5 protein-coding genes are annotated in these 23,936 nt (G+C 65.8%); 1 reads left to right on the top strand and 4 read right to left on the bottom strand.

Going from position 1 to position 23,936, the window contains the following annotated elements; all coding sequences use genetic code 11:
* Positions 1-556 precede the first annotated feature (556 nt).
* On the top strand, positions 557-18,757 hold the full coding sequence (locus ACIBG0_RS30515) for an amino acid adenylation domain-containing protein (protein ID WP_397037114.1): 18,201 nt from the start codon (positions 557-559) through the stop codon (positions 18,755-18,757).
* Between the two features lie 6 nt (positions 18,758-18,763).
* Here ACIBG0_RS30515 and ACIBG0_RS30510 read toward each other — a convergent pair whose 3' ends face one another.
* From ACIBG0_RS30510 to ACIBG0_RS30495, 4 genes are all read right to left on the bottom strand, one after another.
* On the bottom strand, positions 18,764-19,444 hold the full coding sequence (locus ACIBG0_RS30510) for a hypothetical protein (protein WP_397037113.1): 681 nt from the start codon (positions 19,442-19,444) through the stop codon (positions 18,764-18,766).
* A gap of 252 nt (positions 19,445-19,696) precedes the next feature.
* Positions 19,697-20,944 (bottom strand): hypothetical protein, encoded by a 1,248-nt coding sequence (locus ACIBG0_RS30505; RefSeq protein ID WP_397037111.1) that lies wholly within the window; start codon positions 20,942-20,944, stop codon positions 19,697-19,699.
* A gap of 7 nt (positions 20,945-20,951) precedes the next feature.
* A complete protein-coding gene (locus ACIBG0_RS30500) occupies positions 20,952-22,745 on the bottom strand; it encodes a hypothetical protein (RefSeq protein WP_397037109.1) in 1,794 nt (597 codons plus the stop codon).
* A gap of 65 nt (positions 22,746-22,810) precedes the next feature.
* Positions 22,811-23,851, bottom strand: a complete 1,041-nt coding sequence (locus ACIBG0_RS30495) for a DUF2235 domain-containing protein (protein ID WP_397037107.1) — start codon at positions 23,849-23,851, stop codon at positions 22,811-22,813.
* Between the last annotated feature and the right edge of the window lie 85 nt (positions 23,852-23,936).

The following is a 23,936-nucleotide window of genomic DNA, read 5'->3' as shown; positions in this document are numbered from 1 at the left end:
CATTCCAACCGAATGCCGTTAATTGCCAGCTTTCTACTGGTAGGGGGTTTGCTCCAGTGGTCGTGAGCCCTGGATCGCGCACTGATTCGACGTCTGACCTGGTGCCGTAGCATTCGAACCTCGACTGTGCGGGGAGACTTTTGGTAGCCTAACCTAACTGGACCGCAGCGGAATTAGCCAATTTATTGCTGTCAGATGCTCTGAGCTGCTACTTTGAGCTCGAATGGCCTGTCCTGTCACGTTATCCCCCTATCAACCGGGCGACGAGTGTCTGCGCCATATTTGCTGTAGGATTTCGGATGGCACCCACTCCTTGGTCCCCGGTCCCTGGACCTTGCGCGACGGGCGACTGGACGATGGACGATGACAGAGACGTCCACCGACGGGAACGCCGCGCATGTGTCGATGGGGATCGGGTGTCGATCGCCATGACCGCGCCTTCTCGAATATGCGACCCGGTTCTCGTCGCTATGTTGCACATTCCAACAAGCCGATAACGGCAATCTGGCAGCAATATAACTGATTCCTGATATGAGCGGTATCAGTGGAGGTCGAGATGGACCAATCGAAGAGTGGTGCCGATGGTAATCCGAACTGGCCGAGAGCGCTGCAAAAAGGATCCCTCCACTTTTCCGGCAAGTATTCCGGAGACGGTTCCGGCGTGCGCGCGAACGGTAATGGAGACGCGCGGCCATCGTCGTTCGACATTCTTCCACTGACCGCGGCTCAGCGGGGAATCTGGTTTGCCCAGCACCTCGCGGAATCGTCGCCGATATCTGTGGCTCAATTCGTCGAGATCGTAGGCGAGTTGGACACGGAATTGCTTGCCGAGGCATGCAGAACCGCCGCTCGTGAGTTCGGATCCGGACATATGCGCCTAATCGAGGTCGACGGAGAGCCAGGTCAGTTCGTCGACGAGGAACATCGGCCGCAGGTGTCGGTCATGGACTTGCGCGGGCAGGCCGATCCGGTTGCGGCTGCGCACGAAATCATGGTGCGGGACTACTCCGCTCCGCTGGACCTGCTGAACGACGACCTCATGACGAGCATTGTGTTCCAGGTCGGCGAGGACCATTTCCTGTGGTATCAGCGCGCGCACCATATCGCACTCGACGGATTCGCCGCGGTGACAATGCTGCACCGGATTACCGAGTTGTACAACGCTTGGGCGAGGTTCGAGGAAGCGGCGCCGTGCGTGGCGCAGCACCTGGCGGCCGTCGTCGAGCAGGATCTGGCATACCGCGATTCGGCGCGTTTCGAAAACGATCGCAGATACTGGCACGAGCACTTGACTGGCGCGCCTGCCGTCGTGAGCTTGGCAGGTCGCGTAGGCAAGCCCACCATTCATCCGGCGCTCGTCAGCGCAGAGCTGCCGGACGCCACCGCGCATCTACTGGAGAACATCGCAGCCCAGGACGGCCTGAGCGTGACTGCGACCACCGTCGCGGCGTTCGCCGCTTATCTCGCGCGGATGACCGGGAGCGATGAAGTATTGCTGAGCCTGCCGGTTTCGGGTCGGCACTCGGCCGTGCTGCGCCGTTCCGGGGGGATGGTGGCGAATGTGGTCCCGTTGCGAGTGCGGGTCGCCGGCCGCAGCGTCGGTGAGCTGATCTCCGCAGTGCAAAGCGAGTTGACCAGTGCTCTTCGGCGGCAGCGCTATCGCCAAGAGGACATATTCGGGGATATGGGGATTGCGCGCGACGAGGCGGCATCCTTCGGTCCAGCGGTGAACCTCATGATGATCGAGAACGAGATTGTGCTCGGCAACACGACAGGCCGCCTGCACGTCCTCACCTCTGGCCCTACCGCCGACCTTTTCGTCAATATCTACCCGGGCGCGGGCAAGCACACTACACATATCGACTTCCAGGGAAATCCGAACATCTACAGCCCTGCCGAACTCGCCGGTCACCACCGCCGGTTTCTCATGTTTCTGCACGAGTTCCTCGCCGGGGGAGTGGGATGCCCGGTCAGCAGACTGCCGCTGCTCGAAGTGCAGGAGCGGTCCGCGCTGCTTCCGGTGCGGGGGCCCGGTGGAGTCGAAACACGGCTGCTGCCGGACCTGCTGAGCGAGAGCGCGCGCCGGAATCGAAGTGCGTGCGCGATCGCCTCGGCCGGGCAGATGATGACCTATGGCGAGCTCGATACCAGATCTTCCCAGCTGGCCAGGCATCTCATCGATCTTGGTTGCGGGCCGGACACGGCGGTGGCGATCATGCTGCCACGCTCGGTCGAATCTGTCGTGGCGACGTGGGCCGTCGCGAAATGCGGTGCGGCATTTGTCCATTTGTCCCCCGAGTACCCGTCGAAGCGGATAGCGCATATCGTCGCCGACAGCGGTGCCGCGGTGGCGATCGCGGTCGACGCCCTGCGCGGGCGACTCCCGCTGGCGATGCACCATGTGGTTCTCGACGACCCCGCAACCCTGCGCGAAGGCGACGCCGGGCCGATTTCCGACAACGACCGTATCCGCCCACTGCGGCCGTCCAACGTGGCCTATATCACCTATACCTCGGGATCCACCGGCGCCCCGAAAGGCGTCCAGGTCACCCACACCGGCCTCGCGAATCTGGTTGCCGACCGCGCCGCCACGTACGGCATCGACAGCACCGCACGCGTGTCATACGCCCTCTCACCCAGTTTCGACGCGTCCCTGGAGCAGTTTCTGACCTGCTTCGCGCGCGGATCCACGCTGGTGATCGTGCCGCCCGAGGTGAGCGGCGGTGCGGAGCTCACGCAACTGCTGGCCGATGAGCACGTGACCCATCTGACCCTGACACCCATGATGCTGGCAACCGTTGACCCGCGTCCGACGACCGATTTGCGGGTGGTCGTGGTCGGTGGTGACGTGTGTCCTCCGCACGTCATCGAGCGGTGGACACCGTCGGTGGCCGTCTATAACGAATACGGTCCTACCGAAACCACCGTGACCGCCGTCGGCGCCATGCTGATACCCGGCCGCGTCCACACTGTCGGTACCCCCATCCGCGGCGTTTCGGCGATGGTGCTGGACCGAACGCTGCAGCCGGTACCCAAGGGCACCGCGGGCGAGTTGTATCTCGCGGGACCGGGACTGGCCCGTGGATACAGCCATCTGTGCGTCGAAACCGCCGCCCGCTTCGTCGCCGATCCGTATGACGGCCCCGGCGAACGGATGTACCGCACCGGCGATATCGCGCGCTGGACCAGCGACAACGCCGAGCCGACGCTGGAATTGATGGGGCGCAGCGACTTCCAGGTCAAGATCCGCGGCTACCGGATCGAACCGGGTGAAATCGACGCCGCACTTACCACACACGAGGACGTGGACCGGTCTGTCACCGTGCCGGTGCGCAACAACATCGGCACGACAGTGCTGGCGTCCTATGTCGTCCCGGTCAGCGGTCATCGGATCGATCCGCCCGAACTTCATCGCTTCGCCCGCGATTCGCTGCCGCCGCACATGGTCCCGGCGGTGATCCTCACGCTGGACAGCCTCCCGATCAATGCCTTCGGCAAGCTCGATCGCAGCGCTTTGCCGAAGCCCGAATTCGGGACCGCACCGGTTGGGCGTGCGCCGGCGACGACCCAGGAGAAGGTGGTCGCAAGGCTGTTCACCGAGGTGCTCGGCGTGCCGGAGGTCGGGGCGGACGACAGCTTTTTCGCCCTCGGCGGCGACAGCATTCTGTCGATCCGGCTGGTGGCGCGGGCCAAGGCCGAGGGCCTGAGTTTCTCCACCCACGATGTGTTCGTGCACAAGACCGTCGCGGGCCTGGCGGCCACGGCGACGGAAGCCGGCGACATCCCCGAGTTGGCCGAATTGCCCGGTGGCGGTGTTGGGCCGATGCCGTTGTCGCCGATCATGCGCGCAATGCTCGATCGGGGTCACTACGACCGATTCGCGCAGGCCGCGCTCGTGCAGCTGCCCGAGCGAGTCGATCGAGCGGATCTCGTGCGCGCATTGGGATCCCTGCTGGAGCGCCACGATATGCTGCGCGCGATTTTGCGCGGTGGCGACTCGGCCGACCACTATGTCGAGGTACTCGATCGGGACGCGGTCGATCCGGAGGCCGTGCTCGTCGATGTACGGCTCGATCGACGTGCAGCCGCCGAAGTCGAACGGCACCTGCACAACGCCGCGGATCGATTGGATCCGGGCAACGGTGTGCTGGTTCAGGCCGTCTGGATTCAGGATCGCAACGGTTCGGGACCCGACCTGATGTGGCTGGTGATCCACCACCTCGCCGTCGACGCGGTGTCGTGGCGCATCATCCTGGCCGATCTGGCGCAGGCCTGGTCGCAGATTTCCGACGGCGGCGAACCGCACTTCGGCCCGCTCACCACCTCGTTCCGGCGATGGGTGCACGGCCTGGTCGAGCAGGCACCGGGCAAGCGCTCGGCGGAGCTGGACCGGTGGAAGGACGTACTCGCGGGTGGCGATCAGCTACTCGGATCGCGCCGTCTGCTCCCGGATCGTGATACTGGAGCCACGGCGAGCAGGGTCCAGCAGCGCATCCCGGCAGCGGTTACCGAGGCTGTTCTGACCACCATCCCGGACCGATTCCACTGCAGTGCCAACGATCCGCTGCTGGCAGCCCTGGTACTGGCACTCGGTGAGTGGCGGCGCAGGCGCGGCGCGGCGGCGCCCGCCGGAGAGTTGATCTCGCTGGAGGGACACGGTCGCGAGGAGCGGACCGTAGCCGGCGCCGATCTCAGCGCCACCGTGGGCTGGTTCACCACCCGCTTCCCGGTTCGGATCGAATGCGACAACGTCGACCTCGATGACGCGCTCGCCGGCGGTGTGGCCGCCGGCCTGGCGATAAAGCAGGTGAAGGAGCAACTGCGCGCGGTGCCCGACAACGGCATCGGCTATCAGATGCTGCGTCACCTCGATCCCCGGGGGAGCGCGGAGCTCGCACATCTGCCCGAACCCCAGATCAGTTTCAACTACCTGGGGCGAGTGGGTGTGGGTGAACGCTCGGGGCCCTGGGCACCAACCACCGAATTCACCGCACTGACCGCGACGAGCGATCCAGATATGGCGCTGCCCGCCGTACTCGATATCAATGCGATCGCCGAGGAAGGTCGCGACGGGCTCGAACTCCACGCGACCTGGGAGTTCGCTTCGCAGGTGTTGGCAGATGCGGAGGTCGACGAGCTCGCCGAGCTGTGGGCGCGAGCCCTGGCGGCCCTTGCCGATCACGTCCGATCCGAAACCGCATACGGCTTCACGCCATCGGACTTCCCGCTCACCGCGGTATCGCAGGACGATGTCGACCACTGGCTGCGGGAATACCCGTCGATGACCGATGTGTGGCCACTGACATCCCTGCAGGCCGGGCTGCTATTCCACACCCTCTACGACCGCGACGGCGTCGATGGCTACATCGTGCAGGCGGCGCTGACGTTTGCCGGGCAGGTGGATGGGGACCGAATGCGACGGGCCGCGCAGGTCCTCATCGACCGGCACGACAGCCTGCGGACCGCGTTCGTCGGAAGCGCCGATGGGCCACGACAGATCGTATTGCGCGACACCAGGGTCGAGTGGGTCGAGTCGAGCATCACCGATATCAGCGATGTCGGCGAGCAGGCAGCCGCACTTCGGCGACTCGCGACGGCGGCCGCGGCTCCGTTCGACCCCGCCCGCCCGCCGCTGGTGCGTTTCCACCTCGTGCGCACCGGCGTCGATTTATTCCAGCTGCTGGTCACCAACCACCACCTCGTGCTGGACGGGTGGTCGATGCCCCTGCTGATCCACGAGTTGCTCTCGTTGTACATATCCGATTGCGATACCGCCGAGCTCACGCCCGCGCGTTCGTACCGTGAGTATCTGCGGTGGTTACAGGCTCAGGATCGCGCCGCGGCGATCGCCGCGTGGCGGGAGATGCTCGCCGGAATCGATAGTCCGACGCGGGTCACGGGTGGGCCGGATCGGACCGTCACCGCGCACGCCGGTGAAGTCGGCCTGCACCTGGACGCCGCGACCACCGCTGCCATTCTCGATCTGGGCCGCTCGCACGGCGTCACCCCCAATACGGTCCTGCAGGTGGCGTGGGCATTGCTGGTGGCCGCCCTCACCGGACGGTCGGATGTGGTGTTCGGCAATACGATGTCGCAACGCCCGCCGCAGATTCCGGATGTCGAGCGCATGGTCGGGCTCCTGGTCAACACGCTGCCCGTCCGAGTCCGGCTCGACCCCGACGAAACCGTCGGCGCCCTGCTCGTCCGCGTGCAGTCCGAGCAGGCCGCAATGCTGGATCACCAGCACATCGGCTTGGCGGAGCTGCAACGGGCCACCGGTCTCATCGATATGTTCGATACGGCGACGGTGCTCGAGTCCTATCCGTTCGACCAGGAACTGTTGGCACGCAATCTCTCCGCAGCCGGATTGCGGCTCGTCGAGATCGACACACACGATGCCACGCCGTATCCGCTGAGTTTGCAAGTGAGCCCGCCGCGGTCGAATCGCGCCGAACGACCGGCCGCCGACGAGCCCGGCACCTACACGGTCGCGCTGAAATTCGCCACCGACCGATTCGGTTCCGATGATGCCCGCACGCTGCTCGAACGCTTCGAGTTGCTGCTCACGCAGATGGTCAGCGATCCCGCCGGCAAGGTCGCGGCGATCTCCTCCTGCCGGGATTCCGAACGCGCGGAACTGCTTTCGGTCGCCGGCGTGGAGCCGACCGCGGCGCTCGTACTGCGCGACATCCTGTCGGGGACCGCGCGCAGGTATCCGGATGCCGTGGCCGTCCGGTGCGGTGACATCACGTGGACCTATCGTGAGCTGGAGCGTCGCGCCGACGGGTTCGCCCGCCTGCTGGCCGGCCATGGTGCGCGCGCCGAGTCGATAGTCGCACTGGCCGTTCCCCGTTCGGCCGAGCTGGTCGTCGCGATCTGGGCGGTGGCGAAAACAGGTGCCGCTTTCCTTCCGTTGGATCCCGACAATCCCGTCGCGCGGATCGAGGAGTTGTTGTCCGACTCGCGGACCGGGCTGGGGGTAACGACCGGCATTGTGGCACCGCGGCTTCCGGACACTGTCGACTGGTTGATTCTGGACGCTTCGGACTCGGATGCTCATGCGGATCTACCTGCGCCGTCGGGGGCCGACATGCTGTCGCCCGACAATGCGGCATACGTGATCTACACCTCCGGATCGACCGGGAAACCGAAGGCGGTCCACCTCAGCCATCGAGGCCTGGCCGACCTTGTCGCGGCGCACGCCGACGCCTTCGGCGTGGGCACGGATTCGGTGGTGCTGCAGGTCGCGTCGCCGGGATTCGATGCCTGCTTGTCGGAGTTGCTGTTGGCACACGGCAGCGGCGCGTGTCTGGCGGTGACGCCGCCGGAGGTGTACGGCGGGGCCGACCTCGAGGAAATTCTTCGGTCACAGCAGGTTTCGCATGCGATCATCACCCCGTCCGTGCTGAACACCATGGATCCGTCCCGGACGCCGTCATTGATATCGCTCGCGGTCGTCGGCGAAGCGACCGGGCCGGACACCGTGCACAGGTGGGGCCCTGGGCGACGGCTGATGAATCATTACGGACCGACCGAGTGCACGATCTGGGCGACGGGGTCGGATGCCCTCGTAGCCGGCGAGCCGGTGACGATCGGTGGCCCGATCCGAGGCGCGTCCGCGATGGTTCTCGACACGTGGCTGCGACCGGTGCCGGTCGGTGTCGCGGGCGAACTCCATATCGGTGGACCCGGACTCGCCCGCGGGTACGTCGACCGACCGGGCGTGACCGCGTCGCGCTTCGTCGCGGACCCGCGATCCAGCCACGGTGAGCGGATCTACCGCACCGGTGATTCCGTGCGCTGGGTGCGCGGACGCGCCGGGCTGACACTGGAATACCTGGGCCGTTGCGATCAGCAGGTCAAGATTCATGGCCTGCGGATCGAGCCGGGGGAAATCGATGCCCACCTGGCCAGGCACCCGGACGTGGCGAGCGTCGCTACGGTTGCGGTGGAAGGGCCTGCCGGCGAACCCGTTCTGGTGTCCTATGTCGTCGCCGCGCCGGGGGCGGCCATAGATGTGGCGGCACTCGGCGACGATCTCGCGGGCATGCTACCTAGATATATGAATCCCGCCGCGATCGTGCGGCTCGAGCAGATGCCGTACACGCCGACCGGAAAGATTGATCGGAAAGCGTTGCAGCAGCGCGCCTTCGACTCCGACACCGCGGGCGGCAGACCGCCGGCGACGCATACGGAGCAGGTCGTGGCGAAACTTTTCGCCGATGTGCTCCATCTGGACACGGTGTCCGCCGATAGCAACTTCTTCGCGCTCGGCGGGGACAGCATCGTCTCGATGCGGCTGGTGGCGTTGGCGAGATCGGCCGGGCTCACCTTCACTCCGCGAGATGTCTTCGAAGGCAAGACAGTTGCCGCCCTGGCCGCCATTGCGGGCGACGGTGCGGCTCCGGTGACAATCGAGCAGCCCCCTCGACTCCCGGCGTCGGTTTTTCCGCTCGTCGCGCTCAGCCAACCCGACATCGATCGGCTCGAGCGGCAGTACCGCGGTCTGTCCGATATATGGCCGTTGTCGCCGATGCAATCCGGTGTGCACTTCCACTCGACATTCGATCCGAATGCCGGGGACAACTACACCGTCCAGACGATGATCGGTTTTTCCGGCGCGGTCGACGGTGAGCGCTTGCGACGTGCCGCTCAGGCCGTGGTCGACCGGCACGATATCCTGCGGGCCGGCTTTGTGGAAACCTCGGCAGGTCCGTGCCAGATCGTGCTGGACCATGCCGAGATCGGGTTCCGGGAGATCGACCTCACCGGTGGTGGCGATGCGGAATCCGCGGCCGACCCGGAATCGATTGCCGCAGCGGACGCGGCTGCCGGATTCGACCTGTCGGCTCCTCCGCTACTGCGCTTCACGCTGATCCGTCTCGATTCGGGTGCCTTTCGGCTACTCGTGACGAATCACCATGTGATCCTGGATGGCTGGTCGATGCCGCTGCTGATGCGAGAACTGCTCGACTACTACGGATCTCCCGCCCATATCGACTCCGCTGGACCTGCGCCCTCCTACCGCGACTATTTGTCCTGGCTGAGTCGTCAGGACAGCGACGCATCCAAAACCGCATGGGCACAGGCCTTTTCGGATGTCGATGCACCCACTCGGGTCTCCCGCGAGGCCGGTGCGGGGGGCTCGGTGTCGGCCGCCGAGGTCGGGGCGGAGTTGACTGCGGATCGTTTCGCGCAACTGCGTCGAGTAGCGGCTGAGGCCGCCGTGACCATCAATACGGCCGTCGCCGCGGCCTGGGCCCTGAATCTGCGAGTAGTGACCGGTGAGACCGATGTGATCTTCGGCTCCTCCGTCTCGGGCCGACCCCCGGAGTTGCCGCTGGTCGATCAGACGCTCGGCATGTTTCTGAATACGATTCCCGTGCGAGTCCCGCTCGAACCCACCATGACGGTACGCGAATTGCTGACCGGCATTCAGGCGCGGCACGCCCGCATGCTGGAGCATCACCACATCGGCCTACCCGAGATTCACCGCAGCGTCGGCATGCCCGAACTCTTCGACACGGCCATCACCTTCCAGTCGTTTCCCGTCGACCGGGCGGCACTGCAGCAACTCGTCGATTCGGCGGGCCTGCGGGTGGACGAACTCAGCGGTGTGGACGCAACCCCGTACCCGCTGAGCTTGGTCGTGGAACCGAAGCAGTCCGAGCACGGTGCGGAACAGGGACTGCGGATCACCCTCCGATTCCACGACCGTGAATTCGACACCGTGTCGGCGCGCCGCATCCTCGACCGCTTCGTCGAGTTGCTGTGCCGGATCGCCGCGAATGCCGATGTGCGCCTCGGCCAGCTGCCGCTCGATGAAGAACCGGGACCGACGTGGCCGGCTTCGGCTGCGCACACCGCGATCCCGGACACCTTGGACCGGATACTGGCCGCTTCCGCTGTCGTCGAACCCGAAGCGATCGCCGTGCGGTGCGGCACGGCGACCATGACCTACCGGCAGCTCGACGAGCGATCGGCACGTCTGGCTCGGATCCTGCTGCGGCGCGGCGCCCGGCGGGGAGAGGTCGTCGCTTCCGTGCTTCCGCGATCGCTGGGGGCGACGGTCACCCTGTGGGCCATCGCGAAGACCGGTGCCGCATTCCTGCCGATAGATCCGACCTTGCCATCGGAGCGGATCGAATTTCTGCTGTCGGACTCGAGAACCGTGCTCGGGCTGACCGACTCGTCAGTCGGGAAGCATCTTCCCGACAGCGTCGACTGGCTGGTCCTCGACGATGAGCAGACGCTCGGCGCGCTGGACTCGGTTCCCGCAATTGCGGTCACCGATGCCGAACGCGGCGGACCGATTCGGCGGGATCAGACCGCGTACCTGAGCTACACCTCCGGGTCGACCGGAACACCCAAGGGCGTACTCGTCAGCCATCGCGGCCTGGCCGTTATGGTCGCGGCGCAGCGGCGAATACTCGGCGTCGACCTGATGTCGGTGGTACTGCAACTCGCCTCGCCCAGCTTCGACGCCTCGGTGTTCGAGTTGTTGATGGCGCACGGCTCGGGCGGCCGGCTGGTCGTCTCGCCTGCCGATGTCTACGCCGGTCCCGAGCTGGCGGATCTAATAAGGCGCGAACGTATTTCGCATGCCGTAGTGACCCCTTCGGCGCTGGCGACAGTCCCGTACCAGGGGCTCGACGGGCTGCGCGTACTGGCAACAGCCGGTGAACCGGTCGGCCCGGAACTGGTCGATCGGTGGGCGCCGGATCGGACCATGGTCAATCTCTACGGGCCGAGCGAAAGTACGATCTGGGCTACCGCAAGCGATGCACTGGCCCCCGGTGCCGCGATCACGATCGGCAGGCCCGTCGGTCCCGTCGCGGCCGTGGTCCTGGATACCTGGCTGCGGCCCGTGTCACACGGTGTCGCGGGCGAGTTGTACCTGTTCGGCGCCGGACTGGCCGATGGATACGTCGCCAGGATGGGTTTGACCGCCGGGCGGTTCGTCGCATGCCCGTTCGGGGAGCCGGGGCAGCGCATGTACCGCACTGGTGACGTGGTCCGGCGCAGCGCCGATGGCGAGATGGAGTTCCTGGGACGCAACGATTTCCAGGTGAAGGTGCGCGGCACCAGGATCGAGCTCGGGGAGATCGACGCGGTGCTCGGTGCCCGTGCCGATGTGGCATACGCGGTCACCGTGGCGCGCAGCGATGTAGGGCGACCGGTGCTGCTGGTGTCCTATGTCGTGCCTGCGACCGGGATGGCTGTATCGGGCGAGGAGTTGCGCTCGGCACTGGCCGAGGCGCTGCCCCGGTACATGGTGCCGTCCGCGGTGATGGTGCTGGACGAGGTGCCACTTACCGCCAACGGGAAGCTGGATCGCGAGCGGTTGCCCGAGCCGATGGCCGCCGCACGCGAATTCCGGGCGCCCGCACCGGGGATAGAGGAAGTGGTCGCGCGAATATTCGAGCAGGTGCTCGATGTGGACCGGGTGGGAGTCGACGACGACTTCTTCGCGCTGGGCGGCGATTCGCTGAGCGCCTCGCTGGTGGTGGGGCGCATCGGTGCCGCCCTGGACGTCCGCGTGCCGGTGCGGTCGGTGTTCGAGGCGCCGACCGTCGGCGGATTGGCCAAGCTCGCGGGGGCACTCAACGGTGGCGGCCGGTTGCCACTACTGCCGGGCGTGCGCCCCGACCCGGTGCCGCTGTCGCTCGCGCAGCAGCGGATGTGGTTCCTGAACCGATTCGAGCCGGACTCTGCGGCGTACAACATTCCGGTGATGCTGCGGTTGTCGGGACGGCTGGATACCGAAGCGCTGGCGACCGCGCTCGCGGATGTGGTCGCACGTCACGAAGTACTGCGGACGATATATCCGGAAACCTCCGGTGAGCCGCGACAGGTCGTTCTCGACGAACCCGCGGTGCCGGTGGAGCCGGTGCGCGTGCCGGCCGATTCGGTGCCGGATGTGGTGAGCGAGTTCGTACGACGCGGATTCGATGTGACCGCCCGCGTGCCGATGCGCGTGGGATTGTTCGAGCTTGGTGCCGAAAAGGACAGTGACACAAGAGAATTCCTGCTGGTGCTGGTGGTCCATCACATCGCAGGCGATGGTCAGTCGATGGGGCCACTGGCCCGTGACGTGATGGTGGCCTATGCCGCGCGACTGGCCGGGCACGCGCCGGAATGGGAGCCACTCGCCGTGCAGTACGCGGATTTCGCGTGGTGGCAACGGCAGATGCTGGGTTCCCCGGACGATCCGGCGTCGTTGATGTCAGGGCAGCTGGAGTTCTGGCGCGCAACGCTCGCGGGCGCACCGGACCGGCTGGAACTACCCGCGGACCGACCACGCCCGGCCGTCGCATCGCTGTCGGGAGGCCGGGTACCGGTGCAGATCGGGGCGCGGCTGCACGAGCGGCTGCTCGCGCTGGCACGGTCGCGGGGGGTGTCGCTGTTCATGGTGATGCATGCGGCGCTGGCAACGGTATTGGGGCGGTTGAGTGCCAGCGATGACGTAGTGATCGGCACCCCGGTCGCGGGGCGGGGCGAGCCTGGTCTGGACGATCTGGTGGGAATGTTCGTGAACACGTTGGCACTGCGTACCCGGGTGGATACGGGCGAGTCGTTCGCCGAGTTGCTGATGCGCATCCGGGAGACGGATCTGTTGGCGTTCGAGCACGCGGACGTGCCGTTCGAGCGGATCGTGGCGGAGTTGAACCCGGAGCGATCGGCGGCGCGGCATCCGTTGTTCCAGGTGGCCTTGGCGTTCCAGAACGTGTCGACGGTCGATGTGGTGCTGCCCGATGTCCGGGTTGCGCGGGCGGATGTGGATACCGGGGCGAGCCAGTTCGACCTGCAACTGGTGCTGTCCGATTCAACGGGTAATGCCGGTGTCGCGCAAGGTATCTCGGGAATGATGACCTATGCGCGGGATCTGTTCGACGAGGCGACCGCGGCCGCGATCCTGCGACGGCTGGAGCGGGTACTGGAGGCCGTCGCCGACGATCCGGCCATAGTGGTCGGGGATATCGACTGGCTGGAAGCCGACGAACGCTCGGCGCTCACCTCGCGGGTGGGGGAACACGCCGTTGCGGCGCTGGAGCCGTCCGGATTGCTGCCGGAGGTGTTCGCCTCCGCCGTCCGGGATAACGGCGACGGGATCGCTGTTGTCTCGGGGGACACCACGTTGTCGTATACAGAGCTGGACGAACGATCGAGTCGGCTGGCGAGGTTGCTGATCAGCCGCGGCGCCGGAACGGAGAGTCCGGTGCTGGTGGCGGCAGCGCGGTCGGTGGACTCCGTCGTCGCATGGTGGGCGGTGGTGAAATCGGGTGCGGTATACGTGCCGGTGGACCCGAGCTATCCCGCAGGCCGGATCGAGCAGATGGTGTCGGATTCGGGTGCGGCGCTGGGGCTTACGGTGTCCTCGGTGCATGCCGAAATGCCCGATTCGGTGGACTGGATCGTGCTCGACGACGTGGCCGTCGCCGCGCGGATCGACGGGTTGGCCAGTGGCCCGGTCGGCGATGACGAGCGGCTGCGACCACTGCGGACCTCGAACGTCGCCTATGTGGTCTTCACCTCCGGATCCACCGGGGTGCCGAAGGGCGTCGCCGTCACCCATTGCGGCATCGCCGACTTCGTCTCGGCGCTACGTGCCGATCACGAGCTCCGGCACACGTCCAGGGTGTTGCATTTCGCGTCGCCGTCGTTCGACGCCGCCCTGCTGGAGATCCTGATGGCGGTCAGCCGTGCCGGCGCACTGGTTGTGGCGCCGACGCAGATCTACGGCGGCGTCGAGTTGGCAGAACTCCTGCGCGCGCAGCGGGTTACCCACGCCTTCATGACCCCTGCCGCACTCGCGTCGGTGGGTCCGGCCGGGCTGGACGACTTGCGGGTAGTGCTGTCCGGCGGCGACGAGGTCCCAGCGGATTTGGTGAAACGATGGGCGGGCACCGATGTCGCCGGCGCCAGGACGTTCCGGGCGCTGTACGGGCCGACCGAGGCCACGGTCGTCGCCACCGCGACGGGTGAGCTGCGCCCCGGTGAGCGGCCGACGATCGGTGCCCCGCTGCCTGGCATACAGGCGCTGGTCTTGGATGCCCGACTGCAGCCGGTGCCGGTTGGGGTAGCCGGGGAGTTGTATTTGGCGGGGTCGGCGTTGGCGCGCGGGTACCTCGACAAGGCGGCGACGAGCGCGGCGCGGTTCGTGGCGCACCCGTTCGGGGAACCGGGACGCCGCATGTACCGCACCGGTGATGTGGTGCGCTGGAATTCCGATGGTGCGCTGGAGTTCCTGGGGCGCAACGATTTCCAGTTGAAGATCCGTGGTTACCGGGTCGAGCCGGGCGAGATCGACGCGGTACTGAGCTCGCGCGCGGAGGTGGCATACGCGGTCACGGTGTCATGGCGGGCGGGCGCGGGTCCGGTGATGCTGGTTTCCTACGCGGTACCCGAAACCGGGGCGAGCCTGTCGAGCGAGGAGTTGCGGGCGGCGTTGGCCGAGGTGCTGCCGTCGTATCTGGTGCCCGCCGCGGTAATGATCCTCGACGCGATCCCCCTGTCGCCGAATGGAAAGCTCGACCGCGCGGCCCTGCCCGCACCCGTCGTCCAGGCCAAGCGATTTCGACCCCCGGCGTCACCGGGGGAGGAAATAGTGGCCAGCGTATTCGCCGACGTACTCGACATCGGCGGTCCGGTAGGCGCCGACGACGACTTCTTCGAACTCGGTGGCGACAGCCTGGCGGCCACCCGGGTAGCCGCGCGGATCGGTGCCGCGCTCGACGCGACCATCCCGGCGTCGATGATTTTCGAGGCGCCGACGGTCGCGAGGTTGGCCGCGCGCGCCGAATCGCGGGCCGATACCGGTCGGGTGGCGTTGACCGCACAATCGCGGCCACAGCGAATTCCCCTGTCGTACGCGCAGCAGCGGATGTGGTTCCTGAACCGGCTCGAGCCCGACTCGGCCGCCTACAGTATTCCGATCCTGCTACGGCTGTCCGGACAGCTGAATCTCGACGCGCTGTGTGCGGCCATCGAGGATGTGCTGAACCGGCATGAGGTGCTGCGGACGGTATACCCATATGTCGATGGGGAGCCGTCGCAGGTTGTCCTGCCCGCCGCCGAGGTGATTGCGCCGATGACCGTGGCCTCGGTCGCGAAACCGGAACTGGCCGAGTCGTTGTCGGCGTTCGTCTCGACGGTGTTCGATGTGACGGTCGAGGCGCCGGTGCGGGTACGGTTGTTCGAAATCAGCCGGGACGAGCGGGTCCTGGCCGTGGTGGCGCACCACATTTGCTGCGACGGGTCGTCGCTGGGCCCGCTGGCACGGGACATGATGACCGCGTACGCGGCACATCTGCGCGGCGAGACGCCGAGCTGGCAATCGCTGGCGGTGCAGTACGCCGACTACGCGATCTGGCAGCGGAAGGTGCTGGGTACCGAAGACGATCCCGAATCGCTGCTTCGTGCCCAGATCGACTACTGGACAATGGAATTGGCGGAACTGCCGGTTCTGCTCGAGCTGCCGACCGACCGACCGCGTCCGCGCGTGCAGACCCGTGCGGGCGCGAGCGTTCCGATAACCGTCGGTGCCGATCTGCATGCGGGATTGCAGCAGGTCGCGCGTGCACACAACACGACGCTGTTCATGGTTTTCCACGCTGCGCTCGCGGCCACGCTGGCCCGGTTGGCCGGTACGGACGATATAGCGATCGGCACTCCGTATGCGGGACGCGGCGAGCCCGAACTCGACGATCTGGTCGGGATGTTCGTCAACACCTTGGTGTTGCGGACCCGGTTGACCCCGGAGATGACGCTCACCCAGTTGCTAGAGCAGGTGCGCGGGACCGATCTGGCCGCGTTCGGGCACGCCGATATTCCGTTCGAGCGGCTGGTGCAGGAGCTGAACCCGGCGCGGTCGCACGCCCACCATCCACTGTTTCAGGTGATGCTGGCATTCCAGAACCTCGCCGGGGCCCAGTTCGAACTTCCGGGGCTCTCCGTGTCGGCCGTGTCGGCCGACAGCGACACCGCACTGTTCGATCTGCAGATCACGGTGTCGGATTCCTACGACTCCGCCGGTGCCCCGGCCGGCATCAGCGGCGCGGTGATCTACGCGAGCGACCTCTTCGACGCGACGACAGTGACCTCGATCGTCGATCGGCTGCTGCGGTTGCTCGGCGCACTGGTGACCGATTCGGCGCAGCCGGTGCACGAGGTAGATCTGCTCGGCGCCGATGAGCGGGAAGCCGTGCTGAGGCAGTGGAATTCGACCGATCGCACGCTTCCTTCCGGCGAGACGCTCGCCTCGGTCTTCGCCCACTCCGTGCAGGAGTATGCGGACCGGACCGCGCTGACATTCGGTGACCAGTCGCTGACCTATGCGGAATTCGCGTCCCGCGTATATCGGTTGGCGCGGTGGTTCATCTCGCGCGGGGTGGGTCCGGAGTCGTTGGTGGCGCTGCGGATGCGGCGTTCACTGGACCAGGTCACCGCCATGTACGCGGTACACGCCGCAGGCGGTGGGTACGTGCCGCTCGATCCGGACCTGCCGGCCGACCGCATCGCGTACATGCTGTCGATCGCCGCGCCGGTGCTGGAGCTGTCGTCCCTGGATGGGCTGGAGCTGTCCGGATTCGATGACGCGCCGGTCACCGACGCCGATCGACTCGCACCGCTGCGCCCGCACAACATCGCATACGTGCTCTTCACTTCGGGCTCGACCGGGCGACCGAAAGGTGTTGCGGTATTGCATGGTTCGGTGGTGAACCAGGTGCGGTGGGTCAACGGGACCTACACGCTGACGCCGAATGACGTTGTGCTGCAGAAGTCCCCGGCCACGTTCGACATGTCGGTGTGGGAGTTGTTCGCGACACTGGCGATGGGGGCGCGACTGGTGATCGCGCGAGCCGACGGGCATACCGACCCCGCCTATCTCGCCGAAACCATTGCCACCGAAAGGGTCACGATCGCCGCGTTCGTCCCGTCGATGCTGGCGGTATTCGTGGATGCGGCGCCTGCGGAATCGCTGGCGTCGGTGCGGACGTTCCTGGTGGGCGGTGAGGCATTCGGCCCCGAGGTCGCGGCCGCGGTGCGGCGAACCGTGCCCGGGGTCGAGTTGCACAATCTGTACGGGCCGACCGAGTTCACCGTGTGCGCGACCGCGTATCGGGTGACCGAAGCCGACAGCGGGAGCATGCCGATGGGCGCACCGGTATGGAACGCGCGCGCATACGTACTCGACAACCGGTTACATCCGGTACCGCCCGGTGTCGCTGGGGAGCTGTACTTGGCGGGCGCCCAACTCGCGCGCGGCTATCAGTCGCGTCCGGGCCTCACCGCGGAACGGTTCGTGCCCGATCCGTACGGTGACGGCCAGCGCCTGTACCGCACCGGCGACTTGGTGCGCTGGCGCCATACCGGCGACTTGGAATACCTGGGCCGCACCGATTTCCAGGTGAAGCTGCGCGGCCTGCGTATCGAACTCGGTGAAATCGAGGCGGTACTCGCCGAGTACCCCGGCGTCGCCAGAGCGATTGTGGTGGTGCACTCCACCGACGCGGTGCAGCATCTCGTCGGCTACCTGGTGCCCGCCGCGGGCGCCACGGTCGACACCGCGGCGGTCTTGGCGCACGCGGCAACCGAACTGCCCGACTACATGGTGCCCAGTACGGTGACGGTGATCGACGCGGTGCCCCTCACCGCGTCGGGCAAGTTGGACCGCACCCGGCTACCGGAGCCGATGCTCGCGGTAGGGGAGTTCAGGGAGCCCGCGTCGTGGTTGGAAGGGGAGGTCGCACGAGTCTTCGGGGCGGTACTCGGTGTGGACAGAGTGGGCGCGGATGACGACTTCTACGTATTGGGTGGTAACTCGCTGAAGTCGGTCCAGGTGGTCAGCGAGTTGCGGAAAGAACTCGACTACGAGGTTCCGATCAGCTGGATGCTGTCGGATCCCTGCCCGGCCGACCTGGCGAGGCGGATCGAATCCGGAATGCGCTCCGGTCCCGCCGTCGACCGGACCGATGTCGGCTTCGATGTGCTGTTGCCGATCCGGACCGACGGTGAGCGTCCGCCACTGTTCTGTATCCACCCGGCCGTGGGTCTGTCGTGGTGTTACCGCACACTCGACCGGTACCTGCATGACGGCCGACCGATCTACGGCATTCAGGCGCCACAAGTCGGCGGCGAGGTTCCCGGTCCGACGTCGATCGAAGAGATGGCCGAACGCTACTTCGCCGAGATTCGCGCGGTTCAGCCACACGGCCCCTATCACCTGCTCGGCTGGTCGCTGGGTGGCGCGATCGCCCATACCATTGCCGTTGAAATGCGCGCCGCCGGTGAGCAGGTTGCGCTGCTCGCACTATTGGACGCCGAGGTAGGGGGTGTCGATGTGTCGACGCTGTCCGCCGTCACGGCTGGAGAACTGATCAGCAATCTCGGCCCGGTCTTGGGCGTCGATTTCGTGAGCGCCGATGCGACCGCCGAGGAGGCCGCTGATCTGATCGAACGGCACCTGGGGGTCGACCTCGGTGTCGACGCCGCAAGGATCGAGCGCCTGACCGACGCCTACAACCTGGCGATCCGGGCTGCCGGTGAGTGGCGGCCCGCGGTCTTGGACAGTGACATGCTCTATTTCACCGCGACACGTGACAGGCGATCCGATGCCGAGGGGCACGAGGGATGGGCGCAGGTGGTCCGCGGGCAGATTTCGACCTTCGACATCGATGCGACCCACCTCGCAATGACCGAACCCGGTGCGATTGCCCAGATCGCCAGGATTCTCAACGCACGACTGGATCGATGACCACGTTTATTTCGGTGAGTTGGTGGCCACGCCGGTTCCATCGGTAAGGCCGTCCTCTTGTGGGAGGGGCGTGGTGATGCCCACGATCGCCCCGACCGCCGCCCCGAGCGCACCACCGAGCACGGCGGCAGGTCCGGCGACGACGGCGGCGCCGACGCCCGCGCCGAGGAGCGGGCCGACAACCAAGCCGGTCGGCAGGAACGGGATACCGGCGACGAACCCGGCGGCCGCGCCGGCCATTCCGGCGCCTATCGCGACGGGCGCGGACACTCCCGCGGCGAGGCCCGCACCGATGGCCGCACCGACGCCCGCGTCGACCACAGTGACGATACATCTGCGGGGATCTACGGGGACGTACTGGCAGAACGCCTGTATCGGCTTCTGATCCACGGCGGGTGGTGAGTCCGGCGCGTCCACCGGCTCGACTCGGGTCCAACTGTCGGCGGCGATCGGATTCATTCGGCCGACAGGTCGATCGCCACGGCGCGTGTCGACCGCCGCTGCTATGTCGACCGGTGACCGGCCGAATAGCTCGAGTAGGGCCGGCAACGGAAGTTCTTGTCCCTGCGCATACTGCACAAGTGTTAGCCGGTCCGCTGCCGCCGGTGGCGTGACGGGTGTCTGCGCGGTGTTGTCCGGGGATGCTTCGGCCACTCCGGTGCCGAGAAAGACGGCGACTGGCAACATACTGGCAATCAAGATCGGGCGTGATCGGCACCAACGACCGGCTTCCGGCATTCCGCACCTCCTGGACGAGCGCTTCTCGGCAATTTGTCGCATGTTGCGGCGCAAATAGCTTAAGCGGCCGGGGTGGCCGGATCGGGGATAACGGTCGATACCGTGTCTACAGCAAATATTTGGCTCACCATATTGGGTATGCGGTGCGCCGTGCTATCGGGATGTTGAGGCAACGCTGGTTGAGCGGCGCCTGGCCCGGCATCAGGCCGTCAGCGTCACCTCGGTCCACAGGTCACCGTTCACGGCGATCTTGCCGGGCACGGCATCGGGTGCCTCGTCGGCCCTGATGACGATGTGATCGTGACTCACCAGCGAATCGACCAGCGACTTCTTCGGTATGGTCTTCGCCCACCGCTTGACGAGTCCGAACGGAATCATCGCGTAACCATCTGTCTGCCAATCGGTTTCGACGAAATGCCGGGGTGTGGCATTATGCGAACCGTGATGTCCGACCTTGTAGAAGGCCAGGCGGGAAACCAGATCGATAGTGCGCGGATCGGACAGGACGTGCTCCCATGCACCCTGTTGCGCATCGCCGGGAAACAGCAGCCGGGTTCCAGCGATATCCAGCACGAAGAAGACGCTGGTGTTGTTGACCGCATTCTCCAGAATCGAGGCGGCGCGCAGCAGTCGATCGTCATCGTCGACGAGTTCGTCCAGGCCCAATGCCGCCTTCGCTTGGAGCAGGCGGTCCGGTAAGGGATTTCGCGCGATGTAGCGCCGGTTGAACAGCGGTGTCGGCCCGCCGTCGGTAGCCGTGGCGGCACCCGCGCGCACCAGGGGCCACGATTGTTTCGAAGGCGGATCCATGCGCTCGAGAAATCGGGCATCGCGCGGCGGCCCGAGAATATGTGCGACGAGCCCGACCCGATCGACGGCGATCGTGTTCTCGGTTTCGTTCTTGCTCGGCAGGTACCGCACCCGGTGCGGTGCGGCGAATCCGCTGAAATTGCGGCCGAGGAGACGATCGGTCGCGGCGGCATTGCCCTGCGAGTTCACCGCGAAGGCCTGTGCCAGTTCGACCGATGCCGACATGCGATGCCCGTTGCCGCGCCGCTCGATGAGCGCCCGCAGACCGTTCGCGGCCTCGACCTGACCACTGCGGATCCGGCGCGCGTCTTCGTCATCCGGATCCTCGATGAATGGCACCCACACCTCGTCCACACTCACCTGCTCCCATTCCCGGCAGGCGAATCCGGTGATGTGATCGGCGTGGTGATGGGTGGCGACCACTATGTCGAGATGCGGTCGGTGGTGTGGATCGGCCGCGGCGAGGTCGGCGATGATGGCCTGCACCGAATCACGGATCGGGCGCGCCTGGCCCTGGCTGTGCACGCCGCAGTCGACCAGCATGCGCCAGGTTTCGTTCTTGCGCCGCACGGTCACGGTGAACGCGTCACCGAATCCGACGTTGTACATCCGGACGGCGATGGTTGTCGGGGTCGACATTTCGTACCTACTGATCTGTGTGCTCGTGGATAGCAGCGAAGTCGAGGCGGTGGATCGCGTGCTCGGTGGTCCAGGCACTCAGTGCGTCGTCGGCTTCCAGTCGGTCGAACCATTCCCGCATCGCGGCCAGCCGCAGCTTGCCCGCTCGATGGAACGCGATAGCGGTGTCGTCGGCCGTCGACGATTCGTCACTGAACGGCAGCGGCTTGGCGATCACGTAGTCCACGCTCCCGTCGGCGCTGACGACGAGCGCGGTGGCGGCGCGAATCACCGGTTGTTGGTTGCCCTGGTCCGCATCTTCGAGATCCGCGCGACGCTGCAGCAGTTGAATGGCCAATTCGGGACGCGGTAGCCGATCACCGGCCATTCGATACGAGACGTGGATGCCTTCGCAGCTGATCTCGAGGTTCGGATCCAGCCCGATTCGGGCGGCATTCGACTTGGCCCAGCCGATGAGCTGTTGGGCGACCTGCTCGAAAACCGACCGCCAGGTCGGGGAGTCGTCCCGACCGGAAGTACCGTTGCCGTCGGGTACGGCGGGGGTACGCAATTCACCCGGAATGCCGATCGGGTCGAGATCCTTCGATGCGGACAGGATGACCCGGGACAAATCCACCGGGTGATCGCCGTCGCCCAGATTCAGCGGGGTATCCGGCCGCTGCCAGACCAGCGCTTCATCGGTCAGCGATGTGACACTTATCGGCCAGATGCCGCGCCGCCGCAGCGCCTCCACGAGAGTGCTGCGCAGGTGTTGCCGGTCCTCCGGATAGAGTCCGCGGTCCGCGGTGACGATCGCCCGGACGACATCGCCGAAATTGACGTCCAGTACCGGGAGATAATCGAAACTGCGCACAACCATCCCGAGCATCCGGTCCGCGGTCTTGACCGCCTCATCGGCGATCCGAGATACCAGATCCGGGTGTAGACGACCCGGCGGCAGCACTCCGGTGCCGCCACTGGCGATCCGCAGTAAGTCCGCGATCGCGTTCTGGTAAGCGTCCAAGTACGCGTCGAATACCGCTGCCACGAAACACGCACCGCGTTCGTGCGGCTCCTGTGCCGCGCGGAATCGGTCGGGCGTGCGACTACGGTCCGCTATCGCCGAACGCAATGCCGCGCCGCGTCCGGTGGACTCACCGAACTCTCTCGCCAAATCCAACAGGCCCGCGCTTTTTTCGAGTTCTCCCGACGTGGTCGCGATCGCGTTGAGCACCACGTCGCGGTGGGCGAAATGCTGGAACAGCGCGATCAAGTCGGCGACGGCCTCGTGCCAAGCGAAGACGTCGCGGTTGGTGCATTCGTTGTACAGCCGCCGGATTCGATGCACGATCGCATGCGTCACCTCGTGCGCGATGATGTCGCTCGACAGGCAGGTGAAGATGACCTGTCCGGGCAGATTCGCGCCCGGATTCTCGGTATCGGCCTGGTAATAGCCGAACAGCAAGGCGCGCCGCCGTGGATCGAAATAGGCGTTCTGCCCCTCGAAGGCGTGCGGGACCAGACGCAAAATCTGGTCGCGGTGCCACCGGAATCGACGTCCCATGAACCGTTCGAACCGCTCGATGACACTCATCGTGACCGCGTAGACGACCTGTTGATGCGCGCGGGGATCGGTTTCAGTCGGACGAATTCCGTCCTGCGCCAATATGTACGGATCGTCCAGGTCGACCGGCTCATACCACGCATTACGACTGGCGTCGAAATCGACCACCTGCACCAGCGCGCCGTCGGGGCCCGGTCCCCGGATTCGCTCGAACGGGATATCGAGGGTGAGGAACTGCCCGGACAGACGCGTCGACATCGGATCGAAAGCGAAGGTACGCAGCCTGCGCCGGGGCGGTGGACAGATTCCGCTCGAATACTCTACTAAATTCGCAGTTTCGTCCATTGCTCGTCCTCCCATATGACATCTCGGGGGATTCGTTTTCCATACGTCGTGTCGCTTTCGCACCGCGATCGCACGCTCGCGTGCACGCGAGCACTCGCCGGAACCTTGCGTCGGCGGTAGGTGAGCAGTGCCCAGATCCAGCCCATCCGGTGCACGCTGCCGCTGGCATGATCGAGACTTATTGCGCAGGTCTCCAGGTACGCCCCTGCGCGTAGCAGCAATCCGGCCTCGAGCGCACCGTCGGTGATCCACTTGAGCGCGATTTCGGCCAGCTTCGGATCGTCCTCGAAGGTCCCGCCGACGTCGGAGTGAACACCAGCGAACCAGGCCTCCGTGAGAATAGGCCGGTTTCCCTTCGGCGTGACCAGATATTCCGCATACGGACGGCGCTTCTCATCGATGGAAACGGCGTGGTGCGCCTTGACCACATTGGGCACCTGCCTGGTGAAGGGCCATTTCAATTCCCAGCGCAGCAGTCCGGCGGCCTTGACCGTGTCCCATACCCCGAGGAATTCGATGGGAATCGAGAAACCGCCGTCGTTGGTCTTCGAGCAGAAGGTGCGGGCGTATCGGCGAAGTTCCGGCCAGTTCGTGGTTTTGCGGGTATAGGCGCTGACGACGTACTGGACGAGATTCTCACTTCCCGGACGCAAGAGACCCGGCTCGTGCAGTAGTCCGGCCAGCGCTCGCGCGGTATACGCGCCGCGGCTGAATCCGAATATGAACACTCGGTCGCCCGGGTGCCAGTGCGCTATCAGATAGGAGTAAGCCTCCGCGAGATTCGAACGTAGGCCGCTGCCGACCGCCAGTCCCAGCACTCGGGAAAACCATCGGGCCGGTGGCGTCCATGCGCCCTGAGCGCTGAACGTACCGACGCCCGGGTCGTAGTAGGCGATCTGTTTCGTGGCATCGCTCAGGTCCAGCATCTCGAACAGACGGACCACATTCGTACAACCGCTGGCGCGGACCTGATTGCCTGTTCCGTCGAGACAGATGATGATGTTCTTACCGCTGGACATGCAATGAGTGTGGGCGGGTCGAGCGGCGAAGTATCGAGTAGTGCGGTACCTGAATGTCGCGCCGATCGGCCTTATATTTTTCGGC

This window comes from Nocardia sp. NPDC050630 (assembly GCF_044457245.1).
GTDB lineage: Bacteria > Actinomycetota > Actinomycetes > Mycobacteriales > Mycobacteriaceae > Nocardia.
This window is presented reverse-complemented; position numbering and strand designations above follow the sequence as displayed.

Bases quoted from the DNA above. Each gene is read 5' to 3' on its own strand.
- ACIBG0_RS30515 (WP_397037114.1), top strand. From the start codon at position 557: ATGGACCAATCGAAGAGTGGTGCCGATGGTAATCCGAACTGGCCGAGA.
- ACIBG0_RS30510 (WP_397037113.1), bottom strand. From the start codon at position 19,444: ATGTTGCCAGTCGCCGTCTTTCTCGGCACCGGAGTGGCCGAAGCATCC.
- ACIBG0_RS30505 (WP_397037111.1), bottom strand. From the start codon at position 20,944: ATGTCGACCCCGACAACCATCGCCGTCCGGATGTACAACGTCGGATTC.
- ACIBG0_RS30500 (WP_397037109.1), bottom strand. From the start codon at position 22,745: ATGTCGACGCGTCTGTCCGGGCAGTTCCTCACCCTCGATATCCCGTTC.
- ACIBG0_RS30495 (WP_397037107.1), bottom strand. From the start codon at position 23,851: ATGTCCAGCGGTAAGAACATCATCATCTGTCTCGACGGAACAGGCAAT.